Here is an 18,714-nt window from a genome sequence, read left to right as displayed (position 1 = left end):
GGTCGTATCTTCTAAAGTGCCGACCACCGGGTGAACGGCGACCGGTCCCGTTCGACGCCCGCGCGGCACAGCGAAAGGACGCCCTCGAAATGCCGACCGCCGATATGACGAGCAACACCCTCGACGTCCCGGCGGCGCGCCTCTACCACAAGGTCCGCGGGCCGGGGCCGCTGCTCCTGCTGACCGGTTCCTCGGCAAGGCGAGCTGACCGAGGCCGGCCCCACCCGCGCCCGGAACGCGGGTGGGCCAGGAGCGTGCCGGCGCGGGCGCGGTCAGCGTTTGCGGGCGAGCGTGACTCCGTCGCGTACGGGCAGCATCACCGACTCGACCCGCTCGTCCCGCGCGATGAGGTCGTTCAGGCGGCGCATCTCGATGTGGTGTTCCTCCTGGAACGCCGGGTCGAACACCCGCGCGCCGAGGAACACGTTGTCCAGGACGACGAGCCCGCCGGGGCGCAGCCGCCGCACGATCTCCTCGTAGTAGACCGGGTAGTTCACCTTGTCGGCGTCGATGAAGGCGATGTCGATGGACGGCTCGTCCGGCAGGGCGCGCAGCGTGTCGATCGCCGGGCCGATCTCCAGGTCGATGCGGTCGGCGACCTCGGCGCGCTCCCAGTACTCCCTGGCGATGGTCGTCCACTCGTCACTCACGTCGCAGGCGAGCAGGCGGCCTCCCTCGGCGAGCCCTCGGGCGATGCAGATCGACGAGTAGCCGGTGAACACGCCCACCTCGACGGCGCGGCGGGCGCCGACCATCCGGACCAGCATGGTCAGGAAGGCGCCCTCGTCGTGGGAGACCTGCATCCCCGACGCGTCTCCGGTGGCCTCCCGCGTTCTGACGACCAGCTCCTGGAGCACGTCGTCCGCCGGGGTGCAGTGGGTGAGCACGTAGTCGCTCGCGACGGGGTGGACGATGTTCATGGAGTCGCCCGCGGCGGGTTCCGTCCACTCGACCTTGAGTTCCTCCTGCGTGGCGAAGCGCACGAGGTGGCTGGTGACGACGTCCTGGACGGTCGCGAGCCCTTCGGCGTCCACCGCCGTGATGATCATGTCGAGGTGGCCCCGGGACGGCGTGAACACGCAGGTGCCCTGGGCGAACGTGAGCGTCCCCCGGCCGTCGCCGGCGAGCTCGGCGGGGATCTTCTTCCCCATGTGGGAGAGGAGCTGCTTGATATAGCGAGATGGACGGGCGGTTGCGACATGTGCCGTCGTGTAAGGCATATAGATCCTTCGGCTAGGCGCTATGACTCCCGGGACGAACCAGCCTGCAGGTACGCCCTGCTCGCAAGTATCGCAAACATGCTGCCCCCGGCCCCGGTAAGGCCGAGCACACCGCGCTCCGCCACTTCTGGATCATCCGCTCCAGTCCGGCGAAGGCACACGAGCGCCCGTAACTCGGCGTGTAGCGGTTCGACCAGATGCCCGAAGGCCACCGAGTCGCCCGCCCGCGCCGCCTCCAGCAGCGCTTCGCGCTCCGTCTGCGCCCGCATCCCCACGCCCTCGACGAACCCCTGCGCCGACTTTACTTCGCGTTGTAGGTCGATCAACGCGCTCTTAGCGATCTCCGCGGGACTGTTGCGGACGGCACGAAGCCCCAGCGAACGGTTGCCACGTCGGAAACAGACCGGGCGCGCCGGATACCGGGCGGTAAGGCCACCGACTCGCGGGACAAAGGCCCTCCAGATGATCCCGGAGGGCCTTTGTCCCGCTGGGTGGTAATCACGCATCCAGCCGTTCCCCCATCGTCTTCCTCAGATCGCCACGGTCCACACAAATCGCTATCAACCAGACGCCCAGTGTTAGGAAACCCGGGAAACGACTTCTAGGCCGTCGGCGGCGGCCGTCGTTAACCTGGCGTTAGAGGTCGGGGTCTGGGGGATCGACATGAAGAAGCTCTGCTTCGTCCTCGAGGACTGTTACCGCCACGACGACATGCCTCTCGCGGTCGCGCAGCGCCTCATCGAATGGGGACACGACGTCGACATCCTCGAACCGACGAACTCCATCGCCCGGGTGTCCGACCTGTTCCGCGACAGCGACCACGACGCGTGGGTACTCAAGTCCGTCTCGGGCGGTCCGGGGCTGAGCCTGCTGGAAGCGGCCGCGGCCAGCGGCCTCAGGACGATCAACGACGCCCGGTCGATCCCCGCGGTCCGGGACAAGGCCGTCGCGGCGGCGGTCGCCCGGCGCCACGGCCTCCCGTTCCCGCTGACCTACTTCGCCGCCGTCCCGGACCTCCTGCGCACCGTTCCGCCCGAGCACTACCCGCTCGTCGTCAAACCGGCCAACGGCAACTCCGGCCGCAGCGTCCGCCTGGTGTCCACGCCCGAGGACCTCCAGTGCTGCACCATGGGCGACGGCTGGCTCCTCGCCCAGACGTACGTGCCGAACCCAGGCGTCGACATCAAGGTCTACAACACCGGCGACGGGCTGTACGCCACCGTCCAGCGGTCGCCGCTGCACCCCGACAAGCCGGTGGAGGGGCGGCTCATCACGCTCTCCCCCGACCTCGCCCGGCTGGTCGCCTTCATCGGAGCGGTCTTCCGTCTCGACCTCTACGGCGTCGACGTCGTGGAGGGGCCGGACGGGTGGGCCGTGGTCGACGTCAACGACTTCCCGAGCTTCACCTGGGTCCCCGACGCGCCGGCCCGGGTGGCGCGCACCGTCCTGCGCCTGGCCGACCGTGACGGTTCGGTGGCGTACCCTCCGCTCGACGTGGACACGGCCAGGGCACCGGGCCGGGTCCGTGAACCCGACGCACGCGCGGCGACGCATCGCACGGGGTAGGCGCCATGAGGGTCCGCGTCCTGGCCGACGATCCGTTCCACCCGCTGCTGGTCTCGGCCGCCGAACTGCTGAGGACCCGGCACCGGGTCGACCTGATCGACTCGGCCGCCCAGCCCCGGGCTCCGGCGGAACCCGCCGACCCGGCGGACGTGTACCTGCTCAAGAGCCACTCGCCGCGCGCCCTGGCGCTCGCGCGCGCGGCCGAGGATCGCGGTGCCCGGGTGGTCAACGGCGCGGCGCCGACGGAGTTCTGCCGGGACCGCGCGCGCATGGCCGAACGGTCCCAGGCGGGCGGCCTGCCCTTCCCGCAAACCTACGAGTTCGCGTCCCTGTCCGGCCTGATCGCCTCCGCCACCGGCTCACGGCCCCCGGGCTTCCCCATGGTCGTCAAGAGCCGGCACAGCCGCCGTCGGGATCTCGTCCGAAGGGTCGACGGTCCCGAGGGATTGTCCGCGCTACGGCCGGTCTGGGGACGGGAGCCCGTGGTCGTGCAGGAGCACGTGCCCAACGACGGCTGGGACCACAAGGTGTGGGTGGTCGGCGACGAGGTCTTCGTCGGCCTGCGGCGCACCCCGCTGGAGCCCGAGGCCCTCGCCGCGACGATCCCCGTCGACATGGACGACCTCCCACCCGGCTGGCTCGACATGATCAGGTCCGTGGGCGGGCTGTTCGACCTGCAGGTGTACGGGGTCGACATGTTCCCCACCGACCGCGGGCCGATGATCGTCGATGTCAACGCGTTCCCCGGGTGCCGTGGTGCGCGCGGCGCTCCCGAGGCGCTCGCCGCGCTGGTGGACCCGTGACTCACATACTCGCGGGGCATCTGCCCGCCTTCGCCGCGCAGCTCGCCACGGCCGCCGATGCCCTCGCGGTGGCGCTCCAGCGCAGCCATCCCCCGTGGCTCGTGCCGGTGCACGGGTCGTTCAAACCCGGCCACCTGGTCTTCGAGGCCGCGGCGCTCCTCGAGATCGCGTCGCGCCGGGTCCACCGGCTCAACGGTCCACGTCCGGGGGAGCCGGCCCGCGTGCTCGGCGAGATCGACGTCTGCCTGCGGCGTTTCACGAGGGGGCGGACCAGGCCGTGATCCGCTTTCTGTTCACCAACCTCAAGGGGCGGCGCCTGATCATCGCCGCCGCGATCGTCCTGACGTTCGCGGCGGTGGCCGCCGATGTCCTCATGGCGATCCCGCTGAAGCTGGTCCTCGACAAGGTGGTCGACCACCGGGATCCCGACCTCCCGCTCGCCGGCACCCTCATCAGCGCCTTCGACCGGCTCGGCTCCCCGGACGGGCCGGCCTCGACCGGGCACACGCAGCTCGGGGTCATCCTCTTCGCCGGGGCCATGGCGCTCACCCTCGGCGTGGTCGGTGCCGCCGTCTCGTTCGTCCAGCTCCGCATCGGCGCGTTCGTCGGGCAGGACCTCGGGGCCCGGTTGCGCCGCCGGCTCTTCGTCCACCTGGAGCACCTCCCCTTGCGCTGGCACGGCAGGCAGCGGGTGGGCGACATCGTCCAGCGCATCAGTGGCAACGTCACCGAGATCGAGAAACTCGTGACGGACGGCCTCGTCAACTTACTCTCGGGGATCCTGACCCTGCTCGGGATCCTGATCGTGATGCTGGCGATCAACTGGCAGTTCACCCTGCTGTCGATGTGCATCGCGCCGCCGCTGTTCGTCATCGTGGTGCTGTACACGCGGTGGATCAAGCTGGCGTCCAAGGAGACCGCCCGCGCCGCCGGTCAGGTCGCCCAGGTGGGGACGGAGAGCGTCAACGCCATCGCCGAGATCAAGGCGTTCACGCTCGAGAAGTGGGCGGCCGACGCGTTCGACCACCAGTCCGAGCGGCAACGGCGTTCGGGGTTGCGCGCCGGCCTCCGGCAGGCCGAGTTCAATCCCCTGGTGACCGTGCTGATCGCGGTGAGCAACGCGGTGATCATCACCGCGGGGGCGTGGGTGGCGACCGGGCACGCGATGTCCTATTCGGTGGGCTTCCTCACGATCCCCACCGACAGCCTGACGATCGGCTCGCTCACCGTCTTCCTCGCCTACTCCAAGCTGCTGTACCAGCCGATGCGGAACCTCTCCAAGCTCATGCTGCTGGCCTCGACCGGCGCCAGGGCGGCGGAACGCATCCAGGAGATCATCGACGAACCCGTGGAACAGCCGCTCCGGGCCCTCGCCGCGCCCGCTCCCGACGAATCCGTGGCGCGGAGGCCGCGGACGCCGGGCGTCCCCGCGCGGACGCCCGGCGGGGACGTCGTCTTCTCGGGGGTCGTCTTCGGCTACGGCCGCGGCTCGGTTCTGCGCGGGGTCGACCTCGACGTCCCGCTCGGCACCCGCCTGGCCCTGGTCGGGTTGTCGGGCAGCGGGAAGACCACCCTCGTCAGGCTGCTCCCCCGCTTCTACGAGTTGTGCGACGGCGGCATCACCATCGGCGGGGTCGACGTCCGCGACTGGCCGCTCGCGGTGCTGCGGCGCAACATCGGCTTCGTCATGCAGGACTCGATGCTGTTCGAGGGCACGATCAGGGAGAACATCGCCCTCGGCCGGCCGGACGCCACCGCCGGCGAGATCCAGGCGGCGGTGGACCAGGCGTCGCTGCGCGAGATGATCGCCGCGCTCCCGAACGGGTACGCCACGCCGGTGTACGAGCAGGGCAGGAACTTCTCCAGCGGGCAGCGGCAGCGGATCGCCATCGCGCGCGCCTTCCTCAGGGACGCCCCGATCCTGATCCTGGACGAACCGACCGCGAACCTCGACGTCGAGGCCGAGGCGGAGGTCATGGACGCCATCGAGCGGCTCACCGTCGGGCGGACCGTGATCATGATCTCGCACCGCCTGAGCACGCTCGGCCAGGTGGACGAGATCGCGGTGCTCCACGGCGGCACGATCGCCGAGCGGGGCACCTACGGGCAGCTCAGGGACGCAGGCGGCCTGTTCGCCCGGCTCGCCGAAAAGCACCGCCGCCCCGCGGACGTCCACGGGAGCGACGGCGCGCGACGCCCACCCCTTCCCGGCCCTCCCGTTCCCCGCCCCCCGGGCCCGCCATGACCGCCCTCGGCGGACCGTGCTCCAGGTCGTGGAGTTAGCGGCTGTACAGACGGCGAAAGGGCCGCTTCCGGTGAGCGGAAGCGGCCCTTTGACGTGTGGTGCGGCCCCGGGTGGCTGTGGCGAGGCGGTCAGTCGGTGCCGGACTCCATCGCGGCGTGGTCGAGCAGCTCGTCGTCCTCCGCGGCCTCTCCGCGGGAGGCGATGGCCTCGGCCCCACCCTCGGGCATCGCGCCGATGAGCCCGGTCGAGGCCGCCTGCGCGGCGCCGATCAACATCGGCTGCGGGCTGCCGACCATGCCGAGCTGGGCGTACTGCTCCAGCTTGGCGCGGGAGTCGGCGATGTCGAGGTTGCGCATGGTGAGCTGGCCGATGCGGTCGACCGGCCCGAAGGCGGAGTCCTCGGTCCGCTCCATGGACAGCTTGTCCGGGTGGTAGCTGAACGCCGGTCCGGACGTGTCCAGGATGGAGTAGTCCTCACCGCGGCGCAGCCGCAGGGTCACCTCGCCGATGACCGCCATCCCGACCCAGCGCTGCAGCGACTCGCGCAGCATGAGCGCCTGCGGGTCCAGCCAGCGGCCCTCGTACATCAGCCTGCCAAGGCGCCGTCCCTCGTTGTGGTAGCTGGCGAGGGTGTCCTCGTTGTGGATCGCGTTGACCAGCCGCTCGTACGCCGCGTGCAGCAACGCCATTCCCGGCGCCTCGTAGATGCCGCGGCTCTTGGCCTCGATGATCCGGTTCTCGATCTGGTCGGACATGCCCATACCGTGCCGTCCGCCGATGGCGTTGGCCTCCAGCACCAGGTCGACGGCGGAGGGGAACTCCTTGCCGTTGATCCTGACCGGGCGTCCCTGCTCGAAGGCGATCGTGACGTCCTCGGTGGCGATCTCGACGGCGGGGTCCCAGGACCGCACGCCCATGATCGGTTCGACGATCTCGATGCCCGTGTCGAGGTGCTCCAGAGACTTGGCCTCGTGCGTCGCGCCCCAGAGGTTCGCGTCGGTGGAGTAGGCCTTCTCGGTGCTGTCCCGGTACGGCAGGCCGCGGGCGAGCAGCCACTCGGACATCTCCTTGCGACCGCCGAGCTCGCTGACGAAGTCGGCGTCCAGCCACGGCTTGTAGATGCGCAGGGAAGGGTTGGCGAGCAGACCGTAGCGGTAGAACCGCTCGATGTCGTTGCCCTTGAAGGTCGAGCCGTCGCCCCAGACCTGCACGCCGTCCTCGAGCATGGCGCGCACCAGCAGGGTGCCCGTGACGGCCCGCCCGAGCGGGGTGGTGTTGAAGTAGGTGCGGCCGCCGGACCGGATGTGGAACGCCCCGCAGGCCAGGGCCGCGAGCCCTTCCTCTACGAGGGCCGCTCGGCAGTCGACCAGCCGCGCGATCTCGGCGCCGTACGCCTGGGCACGCCCGGGGACCGAGGCGATGTCAGGCTCGTCGTACTGGCCGATATCGGCGGTGTAGGTGCAGGGAACCGCACCCTTCTCGCGCATCCACGCGACCGCGACCGAGGTGTCGAGACCCCCGGAGAAGGCGATCCCGACTCGTTGACTGACAGGCAGGGAGGTGAGCACCTTGGACACGAGTAGAACTATATACACAGGAGTGCATGAGCATGCAATACATCTCAGGTGGCACTCTTCACTCGGATCTACTCTGTCAAGTCCGCCGAGAGGCGGCGAGCCAGGTGACCGCGTGCCGGCCACCCGGCCGCCATCCGGAGGACCTTAGGGCGCGGACCCGGGATGGCGGAATTCCTCGCTGGGTACCATGTCGGTGACGACCACGTGACCTTGCCGATCGGAAGTGCGGCGCGATGACAGGCCTCCCCCTCACCGCGATGGTGCCGATTCTCGTCCTGTTCCTGCTGCTGGCCGCCGACGCCTGGGTTTACGCGGACGCCAAGGGGCGGCTGAAGCGGGGCGACCGTGTCGCCTTCTCGCTCGGATCCCTCAGGGTCGAGACGCCCGAGTCGTGGTTCCTGGGCTGCCTGATCTTGTGGGCCGTGTTCTTCCCGCTCTACCTGACGGCCACGGCACGAAACCCCTTCCGCTGACCGTCGCCGCATCACGGGAAACCAAGCGCTCGACCTGGATCTCCTTCGCGTCAGGCCGGGTCTCGAGCAGCATGACGACCTCCGCCGATCAAGCCCGCCCGTCCACCTGAGTCTGGAGGCGAGCATCCTTGTGGGCCTTGCCCCGGCGGCGGCGGAAGATCAGGGCTGCGGCGGTGAGTGCGCAGAGGGCCGCGAGGGCGAGTAGCAGGGACCAGGGGATGGTCCAGGCGCGCGTCGTGGTTTCGATCTTGGCGAGGGGGGCGACCGAGTTCGAGGCGTCGGTGAGCAGGGGGACGACGGACACCGTCCCCGTCAAGCTCAGCACGGGAGCCACTCCGTGCACCGGCACGGAGACCTTCCACGTTTCGCCCGGGAGCAGTTGGGGCGAGTCGTCGACCTGTCCCGCGCGAGCGCCCCAGCGCCCGAAGGGGCCCGTCACGGACACCGTCTGCCGTGCGGTGAGGATGGCGTTGCCCGTGTTGCGGATCGCGTACGTGACCGTGGCGTCACCCTTACCGAACGGATTGGGCGTGCCCGAATAGTCCACCCGCACGTCCTCCACGGAGAGGCTCGGCTTGAGCGCTCCGCCCACGCGCAGACGGATCCGGATGCCTCGACGCTGGTCCGCGCCGGTCCCGCCCGTTTCGCCGGTCCCCGTCAGCGAGGTGACGATGCCGCCCATGTACTCGCCGGGCGCGGCGTCGTCCGGAAGAGTGACCGTGAACGGCACCTCGGCCGACTCGCCGGGCCTGACCGTCACCTCCGGCCGGTCCGTGTGGACCCAGGCGCCCACCCGGGTCGACTTCGCGTCCTTGGCGACCAGGTCGAGTTGCCCGTCCTTGGCGGTGAACCCGTCGGCGGCGTACACGGAGAGGCGCAGCGGTGTCGTGCCGTTGTTGGCGACGACGAGACCGTCCGAGACGTGCCCGCCCGGGTCGATGGTGTAGCTGTAGTTCTGCCGTCCGGACCCGAAGTCGTTGGAGGCCGTCGTGATCGCCCAGGAGACGTCGCCGTCCGCCGCCGCGGCGGGTCCGGCCCCCGCTCCGAGGAGGCTGAGCGCGGCGAGCAGCACCACGACAGTGGCCTGGGCGAGGGCTGTGGTCGTACGCGGTCTGGACGGGCGCATCTGGTGATCCTCGGGCGGTCTGGAGGTCGCGGGATGAAAAACGTGCGGTGGGGTGGGCACCCGACGGTGCTCACCCCACCGAGTGGAGCGGGCCGGATCAGCTCAGCGCGGTGAGCGTGAGGGTCCCCGGCACGACCCCGGGTCTTCTACTGAAGGTCTACTTAAGCCAGCCGGACTTGCCGCCGTGGCCCTTGCCGGCCTGCTCATCGTGGTCATCGCCCTGGTCATCGTGGTCGCCGTGACCGTACGGACGGATCACAACCTTGTCGACCTTGGAGCCGACCGGCTGGGCGGCGCTGGCGCCGTTGTCCGGCCCGCACCACTTGACCTTGCCCAGCTCCACCGCGGCGTTGGGGGCGGCGCAGGTGCTGCTGCGGATGTTCTCGACGACGAGCTTGTCGTCGCGCACCTGGACCTTGACGTAGGTGCGGACGTGCTCCTGGTTCTCGACCGAGTTGGCCCAGTGGCTCTTCGGGTTCAGCGGGTCAGGACCGAAGTTCGGGTCCTTGGTGATGTCCGGAGCGGTGAGGTCGTAGTACTTCGAACCGGACGCGGAGTTCGCCGTCACGTAGATGACGCCGCCCGGCCCCTGCACCACCTGGGCGGCACCGGGCTGCTCGTCCTTGTTCGCCTTCTGGCCGTTCTTGATCACGTAGCTACGGGAGTAGCTGTGGTCGTGACCCTGAAGGACGAGGTCGACGCCGAGGTTCGAGAAGGCCGTCGGGAAGTCCTGACGGCGCTGCTTGTTGTCGCTGTCGTTCGCGTGGTCGGCCGGCGAGTAGATCGCGTGGTGGTACACGAGCACCGTGTACTTGGCGTCGCGGCCGTGGTTCTTGACGACGTCGGTGATGTAGCCGATGTGCGCGGCGTCGGCCCCGGCGGCGTAGGCGTTGCTGTTCAGGTCGATGAACAGGACGCCCTTGTAGATGTACCAGTAGTCACCGCCCGACCGGGTGTTGGCGTCGCCGGTGTAGAACGCCGCGGAACGGTCGGTGTTCGGCGTCCAGAAGTGCTGCTCGTACGCCTTGCCGCCGACGTCGTGGTTGCCGATGGTGGCGGCCCACGGGTACTGGCGCAGCTTGTCGGACGCGAGGAAGGCGTCCCACTGCGTCTCGGTGTTGGCGGTCTCGACCTGGTCGCCGCCGGAGACCAGCAGCTCGGCCTTCGGGTTGGCGGCGAGGGAGACGTTCAGGGTGTCGGCCCAGCCGGCGCCGTCCTTCGCCACGTTGCCGGACGAACCGATCTGCGGGTCACCGTAGAACAGGAAGTCGAAGTTGCCCTTGAAGTCCTGGGTCTTGAAGGAGTACGTCGGGGACCAGTTGCCCTCGGTGCCGACGCGGTAGGAGTACGTGGTGTTCTTCTTCAGGCCGTCGATCGTGGCGTGGCCGTTGAAGCCGCCGCTGACCTTGTTCGCGGCGACCGCGGCCGGGAAGGTGGTGGTGTGCTCGGGGAACTGGCCCTTGACGAGCTTGTTCGTCGGCGCGATCTCGACCACCTGCGCGGTGTTGGCCGAGGCGTACCACGACACGACGCGCTGCGACTCGGTCGCACCCACGCCGAGGACGATGCCGGTGAGCGTGGCGCCGTTGTCCGCGTGGGCGGCCGTCATCAGGCCGCTGCCGAACACTGCGCTGAGGCCCATGACCGCCGCGGTGGCGCCCACGGCCGCCCGGCGTCGAACAAGCCCGGAGCCCTCGGCCCGGTTGTCGAACTTCATCGGGTTTCCATCCGTTTGAGGGTGATGAGGAGCTTTGTCACGGTTTCGGAGGTTGATGTCCGCGAGATGAACGTGAGGCGGGGGCGCCGTTGCGCTTGCCAAAAGTTGTCATGCGGTCTCAGATCCCGAGAATCCGCTGGACGAACCACACCAGGCCCATGACGGACACCCCCGCCGCGATCGCCCCGGTCGTCCACAGCCCGGCGGCGGGCCGGCGGTGACGCAGCAGGGCGAGCAGCGGGAACACGACGATGATGATCGCCAGCTGGACGGCCTCGATGCCCACGTTGAACACGAGCAGCGACCACAGGAGCTTCCACGACAGGGCCTGCTCGATGCCCAGCGCCGAGGCGAAGCCGAGTCCGTGCACGAGGCCGAAGCAGAAGACCACCGCGAGCCGCGCCCAGCCGGCGGAATCCAGGCTGAGGTGGCCGTGACCGGCCAGATCGAGATCGGTGGCGTGCGATCGGCGCCGCCAGATCCGCCACAGATGCCAGCCCGCGACGACCGCGATCGAGAAGGCGATGACCGGCTCGACGAACGACGCGGGCACCTGCACGAGGCCGAGGGCGGCGAGGATGAAGGTCACCGAGTGGGCCAGCGTGAACGTCGTGGCCGCCAGCACGATCTCGCGCAGGCGGCGTGATCCCGCGATCAGCGCGAGCAGGAACAGGATGTGGTCCAGGCCGGTGAGCAGGTGCTCGGCTCCGAGCCGGAAGAACTCCCAGAACCGCTCGGCCCAGGACTGTTGCGTCGAGAACGACGGCTGCCGGGCGTCGAGAGCGGCGCTCCCGGACGTCAGGTCGAGGTCGTAGGTGACCACCGTCTTGGTGTCGCGCACGTATTTCTCGGAGTCCGGGAACAGCCCGCTGCGCACCTCGTGCGACTCGGCGGACTCCGGACACCGGTAGTCGAGGACCAGCAGCGCGTACGGGACGTCCTCGCGTTGCTCGATCGTGAAGCCGCCGTCCCGGACCGGCGTGCACGCCTTCCCCTCGGCCGTGACGCCGAAGCGCCCGGTCACGTACGCGACCACTGAATCGGCGTGCGCGTCGAGCGCGGCGGCCTGCCGAGCCGTGTCGCCCGCCTTGAACGCCGCGTCGCCCGTCCGGAAGAGCGGATCATCTTTCTCGGCGTCGGCGGCGGAGACGACGAGCAGGTCGTACTCAAGGCCCAGCGCAGCGCGGACGTGCCCGGTCGCGGGCGAGGTCAGGTCGACGTACACGGTCGAGGTGAACCCATGTGCGAAGGCGGGGGCGGCACCGAGCAGGGCCACCACGGCTATGGCGGCGGCCACAACGCCGGCACCATACCGGGCAAAGCGGGACATATGACTCCTCTTCAACAGGCGCCCAAATCTGCTCGGCCCAGATGAACGAAATGTGACCCGCACGCGAACCAATGAGGAACCAAACCGGGCGGATGCCGCCCGCGAGTGGAAAACCGCAGGCAATGAGGTAGAAAGTGGGCGCACGTCCCGCCCGCCCTCGAAGGACGATCTCTATGCGCTCCCGACTCCTGCCCGCCGGCATGCTGGCCGCGGCAGTCGCGACCGCCGTACTGGTCAGCGGATGCAGTTCCGGCGACGACTGGTCCGCGCCGCACGCGAAGCCCACCCCCGTCGGCGCCCTCGGCCCGGGGTTCTTCCCCTCCACGTCGCCCGCCCCGGAGTCGACGATCACCCCGCGCCCCCGCTCCTGGGACGGGGTCCACCCGCCGGAGGACTACCGCGTGGTGCTGCTCACCGCGGGATCAGACCCCCAGACCAGGACGCTCGTGAGCGCCGTGACGAAGTGGGCCGAGGAGGAGCAGGTCAGCCTCAAGACCATCACGGCCACGGCACCGAGCCAGTACATCCCGCGCATCAGCGAAGCGATCGACCTGGCGCCCGACCTCGTCATCAGCGCCGGCAACGACCTCATCGACCCCCTGGCCCTGGTCACCGCCAACCACCTCGGCCGGCAGTTCCTCGTGATCGGCGCCGAGCTGGCCGAGCCCACGGCGAACGTCACCGCCGCCGACTGGACCGGCGCGGCCTTCCGCGGCGAGGGACTCGGCATGTCCTCGGCGTACGACCCCGCCACCTTCACCCCCGAACGCGCCGGCCGGGCCGTCCGCGCGGGCGTGGCCGCCGTGCTGCACGGCATGACCGGCATCGTGATCTGGCTCGACTAGCCGGGCTTCCGCGTTCTCAATGTGGTTCCGCGGCGGTTTCGCGAGAACGCGTGGTCGTCTTTTCCGGTGACAGACCGGTGTATTGCCCGGCGAATGCGAGGATGTCCGCGGCCAGGGCGCGTTCTTTGCTCGCGGGAAAGGCGGCGTGGGCGGTGTCGGGTTCACGCCGCATGAGGATCGGCCGGTCGCCGCTGGTGGCGTGTTGGAGCGCCGCGCACATTTTGGTGACGTGCGCCTCTCCGGTCTGCAGATCGGTTACCGCGCCGGTGAGCAGGAATGCGGGATAGGAAGCTCCGGGCGTGATGTTGTGGTAGGGCGAGTATGCGAGCAGCCATTGGAGTTGTTCGGGTTGGGAGGCGCTACCGAATTCCTCCGTCCAGGTGCATCCCAGACCGAAATGCTCGTAGCGCACCATGTCACACAGGGGACCTTCGGCGATGACCGCGGCGTACAGGTCTGGACGCTGTGTGGCGGCTGCGGTGACCAGCAGCCCGCCGCCGGACTGGCCGAAGATCGCCAGTTGGCCGGGAGTGGTCCGGCCGGTTTCGATGAGCCAGGTGGCGGCGTCGTTGAAGTCGCTGATCGCACGGTGTTTGTGTGGTCCGCGGCCGGCGTCGTGCCAGTGTCGGCCCTCTTCGCCGCCTCCGCGCACACAGGCGACCGCGTACGTGCCGCCGGCTTCGACCCAGGCGGCCGCCATGGGGAAGAACCACGGGCGCATCGGCATGCCGAAGCTGCCGTAGCCGTAAAGGAGGGTGGGGCGGGGGCCCTGATGTTCTTCAGCGGGGGTGAACAGGAACAGCGTGATCTCGGTGCCGTCGCCGGCGGGATAGCGAACGCTGCGACTGCGGATTTCGGGGGTACGCCCCGCTATTGTGGCGCCGGTCTCCAGTTCCGTTTTCCCGCTGCCGGCGTCGTAGCGATAAATGGTGGGGGGCGTGGTCGCGTCGCAGTAGCTGAACCACGCGTGACGTCCGTGTGGGTTGTTCGTGCGCAGAGATGACACGACGCCCGCGCCGGGAAGGGGCAGGCCGGTGAGCGGCCGGCCACTGTCCAGGTCGTGCAGGGTCAGGTCGGAGGCGCCGTGGCGGGTGCGAGCCACCAGCAGGAGAGGCCGCGGAAGTGCCGGGTCGTCCAGGACCAGACACTCGTCCAACGGGGCCTGGGGATCTTCGGCTACCAGCGTGCGCCATGCTGCCGGGTCGGCATCGTGCCGGCGCGCCACGCAGACGCGACCGCACGGGGCCTGGTAGTCGGTGACCAGCAGCAGATCGTTGTCCGCGAGGAAGCGTGGGAGAACACGGGCGCGTATGGCGGCTCCGTCCACGATCTTGACGAATCGCGGGGCCTCCGGATCGACGAGCTCGGCCGCGTACACATCATTCTGTGAGGCGGGCCCGGCCGTCGCGGTGATCGCCAGGTGACGGCCGTCGGCGCTGACCGTGAGCCCGTAGTAGTGGTCCGGCGCATCGTCGCCGCCGAACACCACCGCGTCGGCCTGCCAGGCCGAACCGATCCGATGCAACCTCACCCGCCGCTGCAAACGCTTGTCGCCGGGGTCCAGTTCCTCGTCAGCGACACGGCTGACGTAGTAGAACGCGTCCCCTCCCGGCAGCCAGGCGAGCGAAGTGTTACGGGCGCGCGGCAACGGCCCGTCCACCGTCTCGCCGGTGCGCACGTCCAGCACCAAGATGTCGCTGCCGGGCTGCTCGGCGACCTCCATCTGGACGGCCACACGCTCGCCCTCGCGCGACGGCCACCAGGCGTACAGCCCGGTATGGCCGGACGGATCGACCTGCACCGGATCGACCAGCACCCGCCTGTTCCCCTGGGCGTCGACGACGAGCAGGCGCCGTTGTTCGTCCCCACGGAGTTGCTCGGCGAGGAACATGACCTGGCCACGCGCCATCGGCGGCTCCGACACGCCGAAAGACGACATCTGGTCCAGCAGCGACGCCCACGATCGCTTCTCACGCCATCCGTCGCGACACGCGCGGAAGAGACGATCCTGGGCCGCGGCCCAGTTCCGCACGCGCGCGTCATCGCCGTCTTCCAGCCACCGGTAGGGATCGGAAACCGGGAATCCGAAAAGATCCTCCACCATATCGCTGCGCCAAGCGGCAGGGTAGAACAATCGCGCCACGAACGCCCCCCGATGAATTACTCCACCTGCCACAGGTCGAGGCACTGCGGCCTATTCGGACCGCAGTACCTCAGCTCACTCGGCTACGACTCGCCGCGGAGAATGTCCGCCTGCCAGCCGCGGATGCCCCCAACGCGGGCAGCCGGACCGGATGCGGTATACGGTAGGAATCCGTTCATGTCTGCCTCCCGGATCCATCGATTCGCCCAGAATGAGCGATTACGAGAACCCTATCACCGCGCTGACGATCGATAAACGTGGTCGCGACTCCCGGCGGCGGGCGTCAATCCTCCTGAATCATCGGCATATCCGGGCCGCAGGGGCGGCCGGCATATCGGTCATCCTCCTGACAAAATTTCATGCAAGAGAAGAAAGCGCGCCGGAATGCCACACGGAGATCGCTCCGGCGCGAAAGTAATTCAGGGCCTTTCGAGATAGATCCCAGGTCAGGCGAAGTTCTCGAATCGCAAGACCGAAAGCAATCAACTGCCACCGACCCATCGCGGGCTCCCGCAGGCCCCTCGGCGGCATGCCCTTCGCGGGGGCCTGCGGCCGTGGCACCTGCGACGACGGCCCGGAAACCGGCTCCGCCGTCAACCGCGAAGAGTCGATCGACATCCCGTAGCCGGAGGCTCCACGAGTGCGACCTCCCGGCCCGAACACCCAGGCCGGAACGTCACACGATCAACCGCCGATCACGCGGTCGCCGAGAGCCGGTCCTGGTCCTTGCCCCCGTTGGGGAAGAGCATCGTGCGAACCGCGGAGGGAATCTCAATCTCTTCGGCGCGGTAACGCGCATGCAGGCGCTTGATGAACTCGTGGACGATGATGTACCGGGCGGTGTATTCGCTTGCCCGCAGAATCACCGAGAAGTTGATCCCGGACTCGCCGAAGGTGTGGTAGCGGACGACCGGTTCGTGGTCGGGCACGGCACCCTCCACGGTCAGCATCACGTCACATCCCACCTCAATGGTGACCCGCTCCACCTGTTCGAGATCGCTGTCGTAGCCGACGCCGACTTGTACCAGCACGGACGTGTCCTGCTGAGGCTGGTGGTAGTTGGTGAGAATCGCGTCGGCGACATGGGAGTTGGGCACGATCACGATGTTTCCGGCCAACTGCTGGACCGTCGTGTTCCGCCAGTTGATGTCTACGACATAACCGTCCTCGCCGCTGGACAGGCGGACGAAATCACCTGGCTGGACCTTCTTGGAGGCCAGGATCTGAATGCCGGCGAACAGGTTGCCCAAGGTGTCCTGCAGGGCGAGCGCGACGGCGAGGCCGCCCACGCCCAGCGCGGTCAGCACCGGGGTGACCGAGATTCCGATGCTCTGCAGGAGCACCAGTACGCCCACACCGAGGATGATCACCCGGGTCACGTTGACGAAGATGCTCGCCGACTGCGCGACCCCTGACCGGGAGACGGTGATCGAGCGGACCAGGCTCGCGGCCAGGCTGGCGATGGTCAACGCGACCGTGAGCACGATCACCGCGAGGAGGATGCGCTCCACGAACTCGCGGACCGGCGATCGCAGCCGCAGAACCTCCGCCGCCCACCACACACCGGTGATAGCCGTGGCCGGCAGTGCGACGCCCTTCAGGAGATCCCACCACACATCGTCCCACGACGTCGCCGTACCGGCCGCCCGCCGTGCAAGGCGGCTGAACATGGCACGCAGTGCGAGGCCGACGAGAACACCGCCCACGATGCAACCGACCGCGATGGCAATGGATGCGAGGTCGGTTCGATCAGCCATCAGCGATCCCGGCGGTCACCCGCGAGCCTTCCCGCATCTTTGAGCCGAGGCCGTCAGAGATGCCGGCAGCCCGTCCGAATGCCTGTATCCGTGCTTGAATGCGACTTCTGTCGATGTTCACGGAAGCATGATCATATCAACCGAACGACCACCGACGACCAGGACGACCAGACGCCCCATCGACAGCACCCGCACCGCCACCCGCACCTGCGGCCATGATCTGCGGGCATCGGCCCAGATGGTCACGGTCCGCCCGTTATATGCGGCGGCGAACTTGATCCGCCGGCCGTCGGGCAGGCACAACCCGCGCGACAAAGCAACTACAGCGTCCCACTCCACCGCCGTCACGCCGGTTTCATCAGCCGTGTCCCCCGAACTCGCCGGCGCTGTCCGCTCGGGCCGGTAGGAGCAAGGCGGTGACGACCACGACCACGGACAGCACCGCGCCGATGATGAAGGCCAGCCGCATGCCGTCAAGGAGGGCGAGCGCCTCCGTGGCCCCTGCGGATCTCACGGCATCGGCTCGCGCGCTCATCACGGTGATCACGAGCGCGGTGCCGATGGCCGCGGAGACCTGTTGCAGCGTGCTCAGGATCGAACTGCCGTGGGAGTAGAGCTGCGGGGGAACCGCTCCGAGCCCGAGGGTGAACACCGGGGTGAAGGTCGCGGCCAGACTCACCATCAGCAGCGCGTGCAGACCGAGGAGCTGCCAGAACGGCATGGTCATCGTGACCTGGGTGAAGCCGACGAGCGCGAGCGTGATCCCGATCGCGCCGGGGATGACCAGAACCCGGCCGCCGAACCGGTCGAACAGGCGGCCGACGGTCGGGCCGAGCAGCCCCATCGCGAGGCCGCCCGGCATCACGAGGAGCCCGGTCTCCAGGGGGCTGAGCGCGCGGACGTTCTGCAGGTACAGCGGCAGCAAGATCATCGAGCCGAGCATCGCCATGAAGGCCACCGACATCAGGGTCAGCGCGACCGTGTAGGTGCGGTTGCGCAAGGTACGCAGGTCCATCAGCGGCACGCCGCGCTTCTGCAACGACAGCTGGCGGAGGACGAAGACGGCGATGGCGACCAGGCCGGCCGCCACGATCGCCGCGGCAACGCCGACGTCACCGCCCTCGAACAGGCTGAGCCCGTAGACGAGGCCGCCGAAGCCGGCGGCGGCGGTCACCACGCTCAACCAGTCGATGGTGCTGAACTCGGGCTCGCCGACGTTCTTGAGCTGCTTCAGTCCACTCCATGTGATCACGGCGGCGATGGGGAGCACCACGACGAACAGCAGGCGCCAGGACCCGAATTGGAGGATCACCCCCGAGATCGTCGGGCCCATCGCGGGCGCGACCGAGATGGCCAGCGAGACGTTGCCCATCACGCGGCCCCGGTCTGTCTCGGGCACCACCTGCATCAGCGTGGTCATCAGCAACGGCATCATCACGGCCGTCCCGGACGCCTGGATGATGCGGGCGCCCAGCAGCACCTCGAACGTCGGCGCGACGGCGGCCAACGCCGTGCCGAGCAGGAACAAAGCCATCGCGGCGGTGTACGCGCGGCGGGTGGACACCCGCTTCAGGAACCATCCGGTGATCGGGATGACAGCGGCCATGGTCAGCATGAATGCGGTCGAGAGCCACTGCGCGGTCTGCTCGGTGATGTGCAGCGCGCCCATCAGCCGCGGGATCGCATTGATCATGATCGTCTCGTTGAGGATGACCACGAACGTGGCGAGCACCAGCAGCCGGATCACGACCGGGGTACGACCTGAAACGACGGTCGCGGGCTTGGCGGGTGAGTCGAGCTGTGGGACGGACACGGCACCTCGATCGGGGTCATCGGATTAGACGTGGTCATGGCTGGCGTCCCAGCCGTGGGTCTCACGAGAAGTTGCGGTCACGGGAAGACTGACAGGCGC

The 18,714-nt window shown here is 68.8% G+C and carries 16 protein-coding genes; 7 read left to right on the top strand and 9 right to left on the bottom strand.

Features of this window, described 5'->3' with window-relative positions; genetic code table 11:
- Positions 1 to 272: 272 nt before the first annotated feature.
- Positions 273 to 1,220 carry a DUF2218 domain-containing protein gene (locus tag AB0H21_RS37765; RefSeq protein ID WP_358526418.1) on the bottom strand — a complete coding sequence of 316 codons (948 nt, stop codon included), beginning with the start codon at positions 1,218 to 1,220 and terminating at the stop codon, positions 273 to 275.
- Positions 1,221 to 1,883: 663 nt separating this feature from the next.
- Between AB0H21_RS37765 and AB0H21_RS37760 the strand changes: the two genes are divergently transcribed.
- Genes AB0H21_RS37760 through AB0H21_RS37745 form a run of 4 tightly spaced genes read left to right on the top strand, consistent with a single transcriptional unit; the run spans position 1,884 to position 5,834 of the window.
- Positions 1,884 to 2,786, top strand: coding sequence for a hypothetical protein (locus tag AB0H21_RS37760; protein WP_358526417.1), 903 nt, complete (start codon positions 1,884 to 1,886; stop codon positions 2,784 to 2,786).
- Positions 2,787 to 2,791: 5 nt separating this feature from the next.
- Positions 2,792 to 3,589, top strand: coding sequence for a hypothetical protein (locus AB0H21_RS37755; protein WP_358526416.1), 798 nt, complete (start codon positions 2,792 to 2,794; stop codon positions 3,587 to 3,589).
- The gene (locus AB0H21_RS37750; protein WP_358526414.1) at positions 3,586 to 3,870 is read left to right on the top strand and encodes a hypothetical protein; all 285 of its coding nucleotides are present in this window, start codon (positions 3,586 to 3,588) and stop codon (positions 3,868 to 3,870) included. The genes AB0H21_RS37755 and AB0H21_RS37750 overlap by 4 nt, the downstream gene beginning before the upstream one ends.
- Positions 3,867 to 5,834 (top strand): ABC transporter ATP-binding protein, encoded by a 1,968-nt coding sequence (locus AB0H21_RS37745; protein ID WP_358526413.1) that lies wholly within the window; start codon positions 3,867 to 3,869, stop codon positions 5,832 to 5,834. The genes AB0H21_RS37750 and AB0H21_RS37745 overlap by 4 nt, the downstream gene beginning before the upstream one ends.
- 128 nt (positions 5,835 to 5,962) lie before the next feature.
- Here the strand turns inward: AB0H21_RS37745 and argG are convergent, their stop codons facing one another.
- Entirely contained in the window at positions 5,963 to 7,411 is a 1,449-nt protein-coding gene (gene argG, locus AB0H21_RS37740; RefSeq protein WP_358526411.1) for an argininosuccinate synthase, read from the bottom strand.
- Positions 7,412 to 7,644: 233 nt separating this feature from the next.
- On the opposite strand from argG, the gene AB0H21_RS37735 reads away from it, so the two are divergent.
- Positions 7,645 to 7,884 (top strand): hypothetical protein, encoded by a 240-nt coding sequence (locus tag AB0H21_RS37735; protein ID WP_358526409.1) that lies wholly within the window; start codon positions 7,645 to 7,647, stop codon positions 7,882 to 7,884.
- Between the two features lie 88 nt (positions 7,885 to 7,972).
- Here AB0H21_RS37735 and AB0H21_RS37730 read toward each other — a convergent pair whose 3' ends face one another.
- From AB0H21_RS37730 to AB0H21_RS37720, 3 genes are all read right to left on the bottom strand, one after another.
- On the bottom strand, positions 7,973 to 9,010 hold the full coding sequence (locus AB0H21_RS37730) for a DUF916 domain-containing protein (protein ID WP_358526408.1): 1,038 nt from the start codon (positions 9,008 to 9,010) through the stop codon (positions 7,973 to 7,975).
- Positions 9,011 to 9,167: 157 nt separating this feature from the next.
- Positions 9,168 to 10,727, bottom strand: a complete 1,560-nt coding sequence (locus AB0H21_RS37725) for a metallophosphoesterase family protein (RefSeq protein ID WP_358526407.1) — start codon at positions 10,725 to 10,727, stop codon at positions 9,168 to 9,170.
- A gap of 118 nt (positions 10,728 to 10,845) precedes the next feature.
- On the bottom strand, positions 10,846 to 12,024 hold the full coding sequence (locus tag AB0H21_RS37720; RefSeq protein ID WP_358526406.1) for a HupE/UreJ family protein: 1,179 nt from the start codon (positions 12,022 to 12,024) through the stop codon (positions 10,846 to 10,848).
- A gap of 206 nt (positions 12,025 to 12,230) precedes the next feature.
- Here AB0H21_RS37720 and AB0H21_RS37715 point away from each other — a divergent pair, with 206 nt between their 5' ends.
- Positions 12,231 to 12,902, top strand: coding sequence for a hypothetical protein (locus AB0H21_RS37715; RefSeq protein ID WP_358526405.1), 672 nt, complete (start codon positions 12,231 to 12,233; stop codon positions 12,900 to 12,902).
- 16 nt (positions 12,903 to 12,918) lie between these two features.
- Here the strand turns inward: AB0H21_RS37715 and AB0H21_RS37710 are convergent, their stop codons facing one another.
- A complete protein-coding gene (locus tag AB0H21_RS37710) occupies positions 12,919 to 15,045 on the bottom strand; it encodes a prolyl oligopeptidase family serine peptidase (RefSeq protein WP_358526403.1) in 2,127 nt (708 codons plus the stop codon).
- 211 nt (positions 15,046 to 15,256) lie between these two features.
- On the opposite strand from AB0H21_RS37710, the gene AB0H21_RS37705 reads away from it, so the two are divergent.
- Complete coding sequence (locus AB0H21_RS37705) at positions 15,257 to 15,463, top strand: hypothetical protein (RefSeq protein WP_358526401.1); 207 nt, start codon at positions 15,257 to 15,259, stop codon at positions 15,461 to 15,463.
- Positions 15,464 to 15,740: 277 nt separating this feature from the next.
- Here the strand turns inward: AB0H21_RS37705 and AB0H21_RS37700 are convergent, their stop codons facing one another.
- The 3 genes from AB0H21_RS37700 to AB0H21_RS37690 form a co-directional block, all read right to left on the bottom strand.
- The gene (locus AB0H21_RS37700) at positions 15,741 to 16,802 is read right to left on the bottom strand and encodes a mechanosensitive ion channel family protein (RefSeq protein ID WP_358526399.1); all 1,062 of its coding nucleotides are present in this window, start codon (positions 16,800 to 16,802) and stop codon (positions 15,741 to 15,743) included.
- A 117-nt stretch (positions 16,803 to 16,919) separates the two neighbouring features.
- Positions 16,920 to 17,150 carry a hypothetical protein gene (locus AB0H21_RS37695; RefSeq protein WP_358526397.1) on the bottom strand — a complete coding sequence of 77 codons (231 nt, stop codon included), beginning with the start codon at positions 17,148 to 17,150 and terminating at the stop codon, positions 16,920 to 16,922.
- A gap of 10 nt (positions 17,151 to 17,160) precedes the next feature.
- On the bottom strand, positions 17,161 to 18,615 hold the full coding sequence (locus AB0H21_RS37690) for an MDR family MFS transporter (protein WP_358526396.1): 1,455 nt from the start codon (positions 18,613 to 18,615) through the stop codon (positions 17,161 to 17,163).
- Between the last annotated feature and the right edge of the window lie 99 nt (positions 18,616 to 18,714).

The organism is Sphaerisporangium sp. NPDC051011 (assembly GCF_040653595.1).
In the GTDB taxonomy this organism is placed as follows: Bacteria; Actinomycetota; Actinomycetes; order Streptosporangiales; family Streptosporangiaceae; genus Sphaerisporangium.
The sequence above is the reverse complement of the archived record's forward strand: the minus strand, read 5'-3'. Positions and strand labels throughout refer to the sequence as shown.